This window comes from Micromonospora sp. NPDC048909 (assembly GCF_040649635.1).
Lineage (GTDB): Bacteria > Actinomycetota > Actinomycetes > Mycobacteriales > Micromonosporaceae > Micromonospora.
This window is the reverse complement of sequence record NZ_JBEZFU010000004.1, coordinates 479,442-493,191: the sequence shown is the minus strand read 5'-3', so window position 1 is coordinate 493,191 and position 13,750 is coordinate 479,442. Positions and strand designations below refer to the sequence as shown.

At 74.7% G+C, this 13,750-nt stretch carries 11 protein-coding genes; 3 read left to right on the top strand and 8 right to left on the bottom strand.

Annotated features, from left to right (window positions below; genetic code table 11):
* Window positions 1-5: 5 nt before the first annotated feature.
* On the bottom strand, window positions 6-509 hold the full coding sequence (locus tag AB0C04_RS14495) for a DUF1990 domain-containing protein (RefSeq protein WP_357053421.1): 504 nt from the start codon (window positions 507-509) through the stop codon (window positions 6-8).
* A 64-nt stretch (window positions 510-573) separates the two neighbouring features.
* Window positions 574-789, bottom strand: a complete 216-nt coding sequence (locus AB0C04_RS14490) for a hypothetical protein (RefSeq protein WP_350875235.1) — start codon at window positions 787-789, stop codon at window positions 574-576.
* A gap of 136 nt (window positions 790-925) precedes the next feature.
* Between AB0C04_RS14490 and AB0C04_RS14485 the strand changes: the two genes are divergently transcribed.
* Window positions 926-2,041 (top strand): ATP-dependent DNA ligase, encoded by a 1,116-nt coding sequence (locus AB0C04_RS14485; protein WP_357053417.1) that lies wholly within the window; start codon window positions 926-928, stop codon window positions 2,039-2,041.
* A 51-nt stretch (window positions 2,042-2,092) separates the two neighbouring features.
* Window positions 2,093-3,655, top strand: a complete 1,563-nt coding sequence (locus tag AB0C04_RS14480) for an alpha/beta hydrolase (RefSeq protein WP_357053755.1) — start codon at window positions 2,093-2,095, stop codon at window positions 3,653-3,655.
* Here the strand turns inward: AB0C04_RS14480 and AB0C04_RS14475 are convergent.
* The gene (locus tag AB0C04_RS14475; RefSeq protein ID WP_357053414.1) at window positions 3,582-4,085 is read right to left on the bottom strand and encodes a potassium channel family protein; all 504 of its coding nucleotides are present in this window, start codon (window positions 4,083-4,085) and stop codon (window positions 3,582-3,584) included. The genes AB0C04_RS14480 and AB0C04_RS14475 overlap by 74 nt on opposite strands.
* Window positions 4,086-4,157: 72 nt before the next feature.
* Here AB0C04_RS14475 and AB0C04_RS14470 point away from each other — a divergent pair, with 72 nt between their 5' ends.
* Entirely contained in the window at window positions 4,158-4,610 is a 453-nt protein-coding gene (locus AB0C04_RS14470) for a GNAT family N-acetyltransferase (protein ID WP_357053411.1), read from the top strand.
* A gap of 91 nt (window positions 4,611-4,701) precedes the next feature.
* Here the strand turns inward: AB0C04_RS14470 and AB0C04_RS14465 are convergent, their stop codons facing one another.
* The 5 genes from AB0C04_RS14465 to ligD form a co-directional block, all read right to left on the bottom strand.
* Window positions 4,702-5,487: an ABC transporter ATP-binding protein gene (locus AB0C04_RS14465; RefSeq protein ID WP_357053408.1), complete on the bottom strand. Its 786-nt coding sequence runs from the start codon at window positions 5,485-5,487 to the stop codon at window positions 4,702-4,704.
* Between the two features lie 76 nt (window positions 5,488-5,563).
* On the bottom strand, window positions 5,564-6,559 hold the full coding sequence (locus tag AB0C04_RS14460; RefSeq protein ID WP_350875225.1) for an ABC transporter ATP-binding protein: 996 nt from the start codon (window positions 6,557-6,559) through the stop codon (window positions 5,564-5,566).
* Between the two features lies 1 nt (window position 6,560).
* On the bottom strand, window positions 6,561-9,266 hold the full coding sequence (locus AB0C04_RS14455; protein WP_357053404.1) for an FtsX-like permease family protein: 2,706 nt from the start codon (window positions 9,264-9,266) through the stop codon (window positions 6,561-6,563).
* A gap of 40 nt (window positions 9,267-9,306) precedes the next feature.
* Entirely contained in the window at window positions 9,307-12,501 is a 3,195-nt protein-coding gene (locus AB0C04_RS14450; RefSeq protein ID WP_357053401.1) for an ABC transporter permease, read from the bottom strand.
* A 208-nt stretch (window positions 12,502-12,709) separates the two neighbouring features.
* On the bottom strand, window positions 12,710-13,738 hold the full coding sequence (gene ligD, locus AB0C04_RS14445) for a non-homologous end-joining DNA ligase (protein WP_357053398.1): 1,029 nt from the start codon (window positions 13,736-13,738) through the stop codon (window positions 12,710-12,712).
* Window positions 13,739-13,750 lie beyond the last annotated feature (12 nt).

Here is a 13,750-nt window from a genome sequence, read left to right as displayed (position 1 = left end):
CAGGATCAGCCGCCGGCGCAGAGCCGGCGCAGGGTCCGGCCGAGCCACCAGGCGTAGCCGTGCTGGAAGGCCCGGCCGAGCGGCCCGGCCGCCCGCATCAGCCACCCGGCGGGACGGCTGAACGCGATCACCTCGAACCAGATCCGGCCGGCGTCGTCGCGGCTGACCACGAAGGCCTCCTCACCGCGCGCCGGGTGCCCCGGCAGCGTGCCGTACCCGAAGCCGGCCCGCTGCCCGTCGTCGACGGCCCAGACCACCTCGCAGGGGGCGGGCAGGCGCAGCGGACCGAGGCCCAGCCTGGAGACGACCCGCACGCCGGGGGCCGCGCGGGGCGCGTCCGCCTCGATCCGGATCCCGGCCGCCCGGTGCATCCGCCAGCCCAGCACCGCCGCGGCCGCGACCGGAAAGCACCCGTCCGGCAGCCGGGTCCGGTGGCGGACGTGCCGCCAGCCGCTCGGCAGCGCACCGGTGCGGGTGGCCCCGACGTTCGGATAGGTCAGTGCCGGCATACCGGTTACCTCCGCGCTCGCCTGCCGGCCAGCGTACGGCCGCCGGGTCGCGGCCCGTGCGGGGTCAGGCGGCCGCCTCCCGCAGGTCGGCGAGGGTGAGCGGGGTACGACGGCGCAGCAGCTCCGCCAGCTCGGCGATCGAGCCGACCTCGCCGAGGACGTTCTTGCCGCCGCCGAAGTGTCGGGGATACCGGTGCACCAGCCGGTAGCGGTACCGGCCCCGGATCAACTCCACGCTGACCCGGTAGCGCCCGCAGCAGCCGCAAGTCCACTCCGACACTCCGCGAAAATAGCTCTGACCTGCGGTTTCCTGATTCGCCCGGCAGTGACGAGGCGGGACGGCGGCGGACACCGCGCCCCGCGCCGGGCGGTGATCTGCCTCACGGTTGTCGGTACCGTCTGGTTGACTGGTCGCCGTGGAGCTGCCGATCAACCCGCCGGTCGAGCCGATGCTGGCCAAGAGCGTCCCGCGGATCCCCACCGCACCCGGAATGACCTACGAGCCGAAGTGGGACGGCTTCCGCTGCATCATCTTCCGCGACGGCGACGAGGTGGAGCTGTCCAGCCGCGGCGGCAAGATGATGACCCGCTACTTTCCCGAGGTCGTCGAGCAGGCCCGCCGGCAGCTGCCGGCGCGCTGTGCCGTCGACGGCGAGCTGATCGTGATCCGCCGCGACGGTCCGGGCGGGCAGCCACGGCTCGACTTCGAGCTGCTGGGTCAGCGCATCCACCCGGCCGCGTCGCGGGTGAAGCTGCTGGCCGAGACCACCCCGGCCGACTTCGTGGCCTTCGACCTGCTGACGATCGACGACGAGACGCTGATCGACCAGCCCTACCCGCAGCGCCGGGCCCGGCTCGAGGCGGCGCTGGCCGGCCTCCGTCCGCCGATGCACGTCACCCAGGTCACCACCGACCCGGAGACCGCGCACCGCTGGTTCGACGTCTTCGAGGGCGCCGGCCTCGACGGCCTGATCGTCAAGCCGGCCGACCTGCCCTACGAGCCGGGCAAGCGGCTGATGTTCAAGGTCAAGCACGCCCGCACCGCCGACGTGGTGGTCGCCGGCTTCCGCTGGCACAAGTCCGGCCCGGTGGTCGGCTCGCTGCTGCTCGGCCTCTACGACGCCGACGGCCTGCTGCACCACGTCGGGGTGAGCGCGTCGTTCAGCATGGCCCGCCGGGCGGAGCTGCTCGACGAGCTGGCCCCCTACCGGGACACCGGCGGGGAGCACCCGTGGGTGCACGGCGACCACGAGCGGGGCCAGCGCATCCCCGGCGGGGTGAGCCGGTGGACGGGCACCAAGAACCTCGAGTGGGAGCCGATCCGCCCCGAGCTGGTGCTCGAGGTCGGCTACGACGCGATGGAGGGTGAGCGATTCCGGCACACCGCCCAGTTCGTGCGCTGGCGGCCCGACCGCGATCCCCGCTCCTGCGGCTACGACCAGCTCGACCGCCCGGTCCGGTTCGACGTCGACCAGGTGCTGCGCGGCGACCCGACGGCGACCGTGGCACCGGCCACCGCCGGCCCCGCGTAGCCTGTCGGCGAGACGATCACGGAGGCCCACGTGTCCCGCACCGCCGACCGGATCCGCCGGGTCCGCCGCACCATCGCCGGCCTCGCCGTCGTGCTCCTGCTCACCGCCGGCTGCACGCTGCCCACCTTCGCGCCGCGCACCGAGCCCGACGGCGCGGCGGCCGCCCCGGGCACCGCGCCGACCTGGAAGGCCTGCCCGGAGGTCGCCAACGACCTGGTCGGGCGGGGCGCGCCAGACATGCGCTACGAGTGCGCCCGGATCGCGGTGCCGCGCAACTGGGGCGCCGGCGCCGGCGCCACCACCGGCCCGGGCGCCGGTGAGACGTTCGAGATCGCCCTGCTGCGGGCCCGCTCGACGAAGCAGCGCGACCGGATCGGCTCGTTGGTGATCAACCCGGGGGGTCCCGGCGGGTCCGGCGTGGACACCGCCGTCTACCTCTCGTTCGGGCCGGCGTTCGGCGGGCTGCCGGCCGCCGTGACCGACCGGTTCGACATTGTCGGCTTCGACCCGCGCGGGGTGGCCCGGTCCAGCCCGGTGAAGTGCATCCCCGACGCCGACCTCGACGCCAGCTTCGGCTCCGACCCCGATCCACGCAGTCAGTCGACCTTCGACGACTTCGTCGCGCTCAACCGCCGCATCGGCCAGGGCTGCGGCGACCGCTACGGCGACCAGCTTCCGCTCTACGCGACCGAGCAGGCCGCCCGCGACATCGACGCGGTCCGCGCCGCGGTCGGCGACGACAAGCTCACCTACCTCGGCTACTCCTACGGCACCCTGCTCGGCGCCACCTACGCCCAGCTCTACCCCCAGCGCATCCGGGCGCTGGTGCTCGACGGCGCGGTCGACCCGCGGCAGGGGCTGGTGGCCGGCTCGGAGAGCCAGGCCAAGGGCTTCGAGCGGGCATTCGGCAACTTCAGTCGCTGGTGCGCGGCGAACGCCGGGCGCTGCCCGATCGCCCCCGACGCCCGGGCCGCGGTGACCTCCGCGATCGACAAGGCCCGGGTCTCACCGGTCCGGGGCGCGAACGGGCGGGAGGCCACCTCGGGTTGGGTCTTCTACGCCATCATCTCCTCGCTCTACACCGAAACCGGCTGGCAGGAGCTGGCCCGCGCGATCGACCGGCTCGAGGGCGGCGACCCGGTGGAGGTGTTCCGGCTCGCCGACGCGTACGCCGGCCGCGAGGACGACGGCCGTTACTCCAACCTGTTCGACGCCAACCTCGCGGTGAACTGCGCGGACGAGGACGAGAAGCCGAGCCTGCAGCGGATCCGCCAGTTGCAGTCCGAGTGGCGGGAGAAATATCCGCTCTTCGGGCCGGCCCTGGCGGTCGGGATGCTCAGCTGCGTCGAGTGGCCCGGCGGGCGCGACCCCTACCCGACCGGCGCGGCGGCCGGCGCGCCGCCGGTCGTGGTGGTCGGCACCACTGGCGACCCGGCCACTCCCTACGAGCAGACCGGGGCGCTCGCCTCGATGCTCGGCGTCGGCCGGGTGCTCACCTGGGAGGGTGAGGGGCACACCGCCTATCCGCAGACCGCGTGCATCACCGACGCGGTCGACGCCTACGTGATCGAGCTGACCGTTCCCAGACAGGGGCTGCGCTGCCCGGCCCGCTGACCGGCGGCTCCGGCGGCAGCTCGATGCCGTGCTTGCTGGCCAACTGTTCCAGCAGGGCGCGCATCCGGCGCACGTCGGCCTTGAGCTGCTCCTGCTCCTCGTGCTCGAAGGCGTCGTCGTCGACGATCAGCCGGCTGGCGAAGTGCGCGGTGATCAGCGGGATGACCAGCAGCACCATGGTCGAGATGAGCAGGGCGGCGAGGGTACGCCCCTGCCAGGTGGTCGGTGAGATGTCGCCGTAGCCGACGGTGGAGGCGGTGACCACCGCCCACCAGACCGCGTCGGCCGGGCTGCGCGCCTCCACCTCGCCGTAGATCACCCCGGCCACCGCGATCATCAGCAGATACGAGGTGATCAGCGTCCGGGGGGAGTTGGCGAACCAGACCAGCGCCCGGTAGACCCACCGGAACGGCAGCAGCAGGACGTCCATGCCGGTCATGCTGCCCGGTCAGGGCAACCGGCGCGTACCCATCGGCCCTGGTCGCTGTGCCAGGCTCAGCGGATGGCTGACGTGATCTTCCGGGCGGCCGTCCGGGCCGACCTGCCCGCCGTGCTCGCCCTGCTCGCCGACGACGTGCTCGGCAGGACCCGCGACGTCACCGAGGTCGACGCCGCGTACGAGCGGGCGTTCGCGGACGTCACCGCCGACCCGCGCAACCACCTGATCGTGGCCGAGGCGGGCGGTGAGCTGGTCGGCTGCCTGCAGATCACCTACATCCCCGGCCTCGGCCGGCACGGCGCCGAGCGGTCGCTGATCGAGTCGGTCCGGGTCCGCTCCGACCTGCGCGGGGCCGGCCTCGGCCGGCAGATGATGACCTGGGCCATCGACCAGGCCCGGGAGCGCGGCTGCGGCCTGGTCCAGCTCACCACCGACAAGTCCCGCCACGACGCGCACCGCTTCTATCTGGGCCTCGGCTTCGTCGCCAGCCACGAAGGCATGAAGCTCCCGCTCTGAACCGGGCCGATCATGCAGTTGTGGTGCCACGCACAAGCCGTAAAAGGGTGCGCAACGCCCACCACAACTGCATGATCGACAACGGGAGCGGTCAGGCGTCGACCAGACGGCCGTCGCGGAGGGTGAGGGTGCGGTCGGCCAGCTCGATCAGAGCCGGGTCGTGCGTGGCGACCAGGACGGTCGTGCCCCGGGCGCGTACCACCGCCCGGAGCAGGTCCATGATCGACCGGCCGGTCTCCGAGTCGAGCTGACCGGTCGGCTCGTCGGCGATCAGCAGGTCCGGCTCGTTGGCCAGGGCCCGGGCCACGGCCACCCGCTGCTGCTGCCCGCCGGAGAGCTCGTACGGCCGCTGCGCCGCGTGCCGGCCGAGCCCGACCAGTTCGAGCAGCATCGCCACCCGCTCCTCCCGCTCCGCCGCCGGCACCCGGGCCAGCCGCAGCGGCACCCCGACGTTCTCCGCGGCGGAGAGGATCGGTACCAGGCCGAAGGTCTGGAAGATGAAGCCGACGGTGCCGCGGCGCAGCTCGAGCAGCTCCTGCTCGCCCGCGCCGCTCAGGTCGTGCCCGGCCACCACCACCCGGCCGCTGTCCGGCCGGTCCAGCCCACCGACCAGGTTCAGCAGGGTGGTCTTGCCCGCGCCCGAGCGGCCCCGGACGGCGAGCAGCTCGCCCCGCCGGGCGACGAACGACACGTCCCGCACCGCGTGCACGGCGCGTTCGCCCCGACCGAAGGTCCGGTTCAACCCCTCGACCCGGAGCACCTCGTCGTGCTGCCCGGCCTCGCCGACGAAACCGGTCGACGGCTCCGCCGCCCCGGTCGTCGCCGTGCCGATCCCGGCGTGCGCCTGCCCGGTCGCCGCCACGTGCCGTGCGCTCATGCCGACACCTCCCTTCGGTCGGCGCCGGCAAGAGGTTCGACCGCACTGCGCCTGATGATTCGCTCGCTACGCTCGCTCATGCTTCCGCCTCCCGTTCGGCGCGGGCCTGGTCACCGGGCCGCACCTCGACGTGGTCCGGCTCCAGGTTGAGCCGAACCCGGTCTCGCATCGCCAGCGCCTCGACGAAGGCGGCCGGCAGCTGCATCCGTCCGGTCCGGTCGAGCACCGCGTACTCCTCGCTGACCAGCTCGGTGTTGCCGTCCGCGCCGATCCGCGCGGTCCGGCGTACCTCCGAGGCGGTCCGGCCGTCGCGAATCGCGACGGTCCGCCGGACCTGGCCGGCCACCGCCTGGTCGTGGGTGACCACGACGATGGTGACGCCCAGTTCGGCGTTGATGGTGCGCAGCGCGGTGAAGACCTCCGCGCCGGTGGCCTCGTCGAGCTCGCCGGTCGGCTCGTCGGCGAAGAGCACCTCCGGGTCGTTGGCGACCGCGACCGCCACCGCGCAACGCTGCTGCTCGCCACCGCTGAGCTGCCCCGGCCGCCGGTCGGCGCAGTAGCCCACCCCGACCATGTCGAGCAGCTCCCGGGCCCGCTGCCGCCGGGCCCGACCACCGCGCCGGCCGGCCAACTGCATCGGCAGCTCCACGTTCTCCAACGCGGTCAGGTACGGCAACAGGTTGCGACCGGTCTGCTGCCAGACGAAGCCGACCTTCTGCCGCCGGTAGCTCAGCCGCCGGCGGGCGGAGAGGTTCAGCAGGTCGTAGTCGGCCACCCGGGCGATGCCGGCGGTCGGGGTGTCCAGCCCGGAGAGGATGTTGAGCAGGGTGGACTTGCCGGACCCGGAGGCGCCGACGATCGCCACGAGCTCACCCCGGTCGATGACCAGGTCGAGTCCCTGCAGGGCGACAACCTCCACCCCCTCGGTCTTGAAGATGCGGACCAACCCGTCACAGACGATGTGGCCGCGCAGCCGGTCCCGGCCGCCGGCCCGCTCGGCCGCGCGCTGCGCGGCCCGCTGTTGCAGGGCCGCCAGGTCCGGTACGGCCGTTGTCTCGGCGGTAGCGGTCATCTCAGGTCTCCTCTCCGAGCCGGAGCACCTCACCGAGGCGCAGCCGGCGGTTGTTCAGGGCCTCGACGGCGATCGCGAAGCCGAGGGCGACGGCCCCGAGCACGACCACCGCGGCCACCAGACCAGGCTCGAACGCCACCCGGACCGGGATGCCGCTGGTGAAGGCGGACAGGCCGAGCAGCGGGGTGAGCAGCAGCGGGAGCAGCGCACCCACCACCGCGCCGGTGAGCACCGCGACACCGACCAGCGGGGCCAGCTCGACCAGCAGCAGGCCCCGCCACTGCCGGCGGGACAGGCCGAGGGTACGCAGCCGGGACAGCACCTGCCCGCGGGCTCGCGCCCCGGCCAGCACGGTGAACGCGATGGCGAGCAGGCCGAGCACGGTTCCGCCGGCCGCCCCGGCGACGAAGGCGAAGACCAGCAGACCGTTCACGCCGCCCCCGCCCACCTGCCGCCGCGCCTGCTCCCAGGTGAGCACCTCCACGCCGAGCGGCCGCTCGCCGCCGGTGACGGTCCCGCTGTTCTGGAACCGGGACTGGCCCTCGTCGCCGACCCGCCGCAACGTCTCGGTGTCGAGGTCGTCGCCGGCGACCAGGAAGCCGGTCGGCGCCGGGGCGTTGCTCCGCTCGGGCAACGCCTGCCAGGGCAGGATGACGAAGCGGTTGGTCTCCGGTCCGAGCAGCGGGAAGTCCGCCACCGCTTCGGCCACCCGGAACTCGTATCGCAGACTCTGTATGCCGATGAAGGCGGAACCGTCCAGACCCTCGTGGGCCAGGTCGGCGGCGAGCGCCGGAGAGACCAGCGCGGGCACCGGGCCGCCCGAACCGCGCGGGGTCAGCAGCGCCTCGGGGACCGACACATCGGTGCCGCTCTGGCGGGCCAGCCGCTGCAGCGCCGGACCGTCGACCAGCAGCACGGTGGCCACGCCGAGCTGAGCGTCCGTGCCGCTCGCGTCCGTCAGCAGGCGCTGTCCCGGCTGGTAGGCGACCGCCGCTGCGGCGCTCACTCCGGGCAGCTCCTCCAGTTGGGCACCGGTGTCCGCGGCGAGCCGGTCGCCCTGGATCAGGGCGTCCGCGGGCACCGACCGGGTCGCGGCCCGGTCCCGGCTCGTCTCGACGCCGGCCGCCACCACCGCGCAGAACGCCGCGGTGGCGATCGCCAGGACCACCACGACCAGCGGGGTGGCCGCGACCGACCGGCCCGCCCGGGCGGTGCCGAGGAAGGCGACGCTGCCGCGGGTCCGGGCGGCGAGCCGACTGGCCAGCCGCAGCGGCCACGGGTACGCCCGCAGCGCCACCACCGCCGCCGCGACCGCCAGCAGCACCGGCAGCGAGAGCAGCAGCGGATCGAGCTCGCCGAGGGTGAGGCCCCGGCGGCGCAGCAGGACGACCGCCAGTCCGGCCAGCAGGAGCAGGCACACCTCCACCAGCACCCGACGCGCGGAGGGGCGGAGCCGGATCAGGTCGCGCCGCCCGGTGGCCCCGGTCCCGACGGCCAGGGCGGCCACCGGCAGGGCCGACGTGAGCAGCACGGTCGCGGCCACCGCGACCGGCAGGGTGTCGCCGGACGGGCCCGGTACCAGCCCGCCGAGCAGCCACCCGATCGCGGCGGCGGGCAGGACGACCAGCAGCGACTCGGCCAGGCTCCGGCGCACACCGGCGCCGGCCGCCCCGCCACGGGCCCGCAGCAGGACGAACTCGTGGCGTCGGCGGCGCACGGCCAGCGTGGCCGCGAGCACGACCAGCCCGGCCAGGGTCGCCAGGACGCCGACCCCGACGATCGCGAGGATGGTACGGGCGGAGGCGAGCGCGGCGGCGAACGCCCGCAGCGGCACGTCCACGCCCTGCACCAGGTTCCGCCCCTCCGGGGCGGTCCGGGACATCTCCCCGATGCCGTCGATCAGTTGGTCCAGTCGCCGCGCGTCGACGCCGTCCACCCCCAGCCGGTAGCGCCAGCTGAACTGGGTGGGCCATCCGGCGGCGGCCTGCCGGTCCAGCGCGGCGGGGTGGACGACCCCGACGGCGTCGAACGGCTCCCCGTCGCCCCGCGGCTCGGTGACCCGCAGCGTCTGCGGCAGGGTGTCCCAGATGCCGGCGGCATGGTCGCGGGGCTGGAACACGCCCACCACCGTGATCGCGGTGGGCGGGCCGCCGGCCAGGCGTCGCAGGGAGGCCAGGCGCAGTCGGCTGCCGACCCGCAGGTTGAGTTTGCGGGCGACATCGTCGGCCAGCGCCATCTGCACCGGCTGCCCGGCCGCCCCACCCTGCGGCCATCGACCGTCGAGGAGCGTGCCGGCCTCCTCGACCCCCGGCATCGCGCGCGGGACCAGGTCGACCAGGAGATTCTGGGCCGCCAGGTCCGGGCCGGTCAGCCGGCCAGGCTCGCCGTCGGCGACGTACCACCGTTGGTCGATAAGATCCCCCACGATCGGCGGCATCCGGGACTGCAGCGTTGCGAGTTCCCGCTGCTGAGCCTCGACGAGGGAGGTGCCGTTGTTCGCCGCGGTGAGAGGTTCGGTCGAGTAGGTCAGGTCACGCTGCGCCGGCGGCGCGGCGGCCAACTGTTCACGTAGGCCCTGCTCGGCGAGCCGGTTCACCGCCCGGGGCACGCCGCTGATCAGCAGCGTGACGACTGCCGTCAGCACCGCCAGGAGCAGGAACTGCCCGCCGTACGCCCGGACCCGGCGGGCGACCGCGCCGATGCTCATCGCGCCACCCCCGCGCGTCCGGTCCGTCCGCTGCACCCGGTCACCGATCTCCCCCGATCCGAAGCTGTGCCGCCGCCACCCGGTGCCGGATGCCGACTGCGATGAACGCGCTGCAGGCGAGCGCCGCCAGCAGCAGGCCGAGGGCGGTCAGCCCGATCGGCGTCCAGGGCAGCGTGAAGGCCGCCTCGGGCACCGGCCGGCCGGCGGCCGGCGTGAGGATGACCAGCGGCGCCATGGTCGCGCCCACCCCCGCACCCAGCAGCAGCCCGACGCCGACCCCGATACCGGCCAGGAAGGTCTGCTCGGCCAGCAGCGCCCGGGCCAGCAGCCGCGGGGTCGCGCCGAGCGTGTGCAGCACGGCGAACTCGCTCAGCCGGTGCCGGGCGGTGGCCCACACGTCCACCATCAGCCCGACCAGGGCCAACAGCACCGATCCGAGCGCGGCGGCGAGCAGCGCGGTCCGCGCCCCCCGCCAGTACGGGTCCCGGGCGGACGCCTCGGCCACCTCGTGCCGGTCGACGACGGTCGTCTGCGGCAGCTCGGCCACGGCGCGCAGCGCCGCGGCGTGCCCGCCGTCGTCGGTGCCCAGCCACCACTCCGGCACCGGCCGGACGGTGCCCTCGGCCCGGATCAGCCAGTCCACCGCGGCGGGCAGGTCGAGCAGGATGCCGTAGCCGGCGGTGGTCGGCACCGACTCGATCTCCCCGACCAGCTTCACCGGCACCGACGCGCCGGAGAGGGCGAGGTTGACGGTGTCTCCGGTGCGCAGGCTCAGCGCATCGCGGACCGCCGGGGTCATCAGCGCCGGCACCGGCGGGCTCTCGCCGGTGGGCACGACGGCGAACCGGGACGGCGGCTGGAACGCGAACCGGCCGCCCTCCATCAGGTTGACCTGGTACTCGGCGCTCAGCCCGGTGGGCGTGGCGGACAGCTTCGTGACGCTACGGGGGTCGCCGTCAGTGGCCTTCCACCCGTCACCGAGCTGGAGCGGCTGTGCCGCGCCGTCGGCGCCGACCCGCTTCAGGTCGGTCACGTCGAGCCGGTACGCGGTGCCGGCCGCGACACCGCCGTCCGCCTCGAACCCGGCCAGCCGCAGCTCGCCACCGACCTCGGGCAGCGTGACCCGGAACGGGACGGCCCGGCCGCTGCCCGGGGCGGTGACCGCCGGGAGTCGGAAGGCCAGGCCGTCCGCCCGGGTCAACAGCATCGAGACGGCGATCTGCTGCGGCTGCACCGCGTCCCGCACAGGGGTACGCACGGTGCCGGTCAACGCCCGGGTGCCGGCCGGCAGTTCGACCCCGGCGAGGGCGCCGCGCTCTCGGGCCAGCCGCTGGTACAGCGCCGACACCGGCTCATCGGCCAGCCGGTCGCTGAGCCGCACCAGCCCGGCCGCGTTCGCGGTGTCCAGGCTGACCACCGTCGTGGGCAGGCTGTCACGGCCGAGGCGGATCTCGTCGCGCCAGGCCGGCAGCACCTGCTGCACGCCGGGCAGCGCGGCCAGCTCGCCGGCCCGGCCGAGCGGCGCGACCCCGGCGCGTTCGGTCAGCCGCAGGTCGGCGCCGACGCTGTGGCTGGCCTGCTCGACCTGGGACCGCTCCCCGGTGCTCACCAGCGACCAGGCGAGGGTGCTGCCGCCCACGGCGAGGGCGAGCAGCAGCACCGGCCCGGCGTGCGGGCGCCGGCCGGCCTGCCACATGCCGAACATGGTCGCCGTCCAGAGCCGACGGTTGACGAACCGCTCGGCGAAACGGGTGGCCGGCGGGAGCAGCCGCAGCGCCACCGCCGCGCCGGCCAGCACGCCGAGCGTGGGCGCGGCGACGAGCAGCGGGTCGAGGCCGAGGCGTTCCCCCGCGCCGGCCAGCGGCGAGTCGTACTGGCGCAGCTGCACCCAGGCCAGCACCGCGAGCGCGACCAGCGCCAGATCGAAGCTGGCCCGCTGGGCGGCTGCCGCGCGGTTGGGCCGGGACCGGGCCGCCATGTCGGCCACGTAGGTTCCCGCCCCTCGAAGGGTGGGTGCGACCATCGCGACCAGGCAGCCCGCCGCGGTGGCCACGGCCACCGCCCAGAGCAGGGTCGGGTCACCACCGGCGAGGGTCGGGCCCGCGGTCGATCCGGCGTCGACGTGCCGCAGCGCCTCGCCGGCCAGCAGCGGCCCGAGCAGGGCGGCCGGCAGCACGACGAGGGTGGCCTCCCGGGCGGTGAGTCCGGCCAACTGCCGGCGCGCCGCGCCCCGGGCCCGCAGCAGCGCGGTCTGGCTGCGCCGGTCCTCGTGCAGCAGCGCCGCGACCAGCACCAGGGCGTACCCGCCGAGCACCACGATCAGCAGCAGCGGGGTGGCCAGGGACGAGCGTCCCACCAGGTCGGCCCGGGCGGTCCGGTCGAACAGCCGGTTCATCGCCGTGACCGCCTGCGCCGAGGAGCCCAGACCGGCCGTTTCCGGCACGTCGGCGATCGCGGTGTTGACCGTCGCCCAGAGGTCGGGCAGTCGGTCGGCCGGCACGGCCGTGAGGTCCGGCTCGACGACCCAGGCCGCGGAAACCGAACCCGGGAAGGTCGCCGCGAAGTCGGCCGGGTCCAGCACGAACGGTCCGTACGACGTGGTGGACTCGGCGGCACTGCCGGCGCCCACGCCGGGTGCCAGCCGCCAGTACGGGTCGGCGGCGTCGCGCGGCCGCCAGGTGCCGGCGAGCAGCAGTTGGCTGGGCCGACCGGAGCGGCGGTCGAGCATCGGCACCCGGTCGCCGGCGGTCAGCCCGAGCGCGCCGGCGACCTTCTCCGGCAGGGTGACCTGCAGCGGGGTCGCCTTCGGACTGGGCCAGGCGCCGGCGGTCAGCTCGGCGTGCGCCGGCAGGTCGTCCAGGGTGGCCAGGTTCGCGAAGATCGGGTCGTCACCGCTCCGGCTCACCGAGCCCAGCGGGCCGGTGAGTTCCCGGCCGCTGCCGTAGCGGGCGCCGTCCACGGCGACCGGCGCGCCGCCGAAGCTGGCGGTGAAGCCGTCCCGGACGGTCTGGTCACGACGGGCGAACTCGGCCGCGTCCTGACCGCCGGAGCCGCTCACCAGCAGGCTGCGCTCCTCGACCGGGGCACCGGCGAGCAACGCCTTCTGACCGGCCGCCACCGAGCGGCGGCTGTAGTCGGCGAGTCCGGTGACCAACGCGACCGCGACCAACGCGGCAACCACTGCCGCTGCCAGCAACCCCCGTGCCTCGCGGGCCCGCCTCCACACCAGCTTCATCCGACGCCCTCCCCTGGCCCCGGTCGGGCCGACGATCAGGGAGAGCGGTCACGCGCCCGGAAAGGTTCGCGCCCGTTACTTGATCGTTATTCCGTTGTGGAGCCGGCGGGCAGCCGTGCGTGACCGGCGTCACCGGCCGCGCGGCGTCGGCGCGGCGGTCGGCCGAACGACCGGGAACCGGCAGCCGGCCTGGTCAGCGGACGGGGTGTCAGCGGGGGCGGTCGCGGTCCCGGGAGGGCTGGACGCGCTTCGGTTCGCCGGGCATCTTGGGGTGATCCGGTGGGTAGGGCAGGTCGCCCTGGCCGGCGGCGGCATCGCGTTCGGCCCACTCGAGCAGCGGGGTGATGTCCCACGGGGTTTCGTCGATGTCGGCGTGCGGGTCGCCCCGCTCGGCCAGCCGGCCGGGGACGCTGGCCAGGTCGAAGTCGTCCGGGTCGACGTCGGGCAGCTCGTCCCAACTGACCGGGGTGGAGACGGTTGCCCGGGCGTTGGCGCGCAGCGAGTAGGCGCAGGCGATGGTCCGGTCGCGGGCCATCTGGTTGTAGTCGACGAAGACCCGGCTGCCGCGCTCTTCCTTCCACCAGGCGGTGGTGACCAGCTCGGGCCGGCGCCGTTCGAGCTCGCGGGCCAGCGCGATGGTGGCCCGGCGCACCTCGACGAACGTCCAGCGGGGGTGGATGCGCAGGTAGACGTGCACGCCCCGACCGCCGGAGGTCTTCGGCCAGCCGGTGGCGCCCAGCTCGTCGAGCAGGGCGCGCAGCTCACCGGCGGCCTGTGCCGCGTCGGCGAAGTCGGTGCCGGGCTGCGGGTCGAGGTCGATGCGCAGTTCGTCGGGGCGGTCGACGTCGGCCGCGCGGACCGGCCACGGGTGGAACACGACGGTGCCCATCTGCGCGGCCCAGGCCACGTGTGCCAGGTCGGCCGGGCAGAGCTCGGCCGCCTTCCGGCCGCTGGGAAAGCTGATCTCGGCGGTCGCCAGCCACGGGGGCGTGCCCCGGGTGGGCACCCGCTTCTGGAAGAACATCTCGCCCTCGATGCCCTCGGGGAACCGCTGCAGGGTGGTGGGTCGCTCGCCCAGGGCGCGCATGATCCCGTCGCCCACGGCGAGGTAGTAGTGGAAGACGTCGGCCTTGGTGAAGCCCCGCTGCGGGAAGATCACCCGGTCCGGGCTGGTCAGCCGGACGGTGCGCCCGGCTACCTCGATCTCGGTGACGATTGCCTTTGTGGTGCCGCCCATCTGGCGACCATA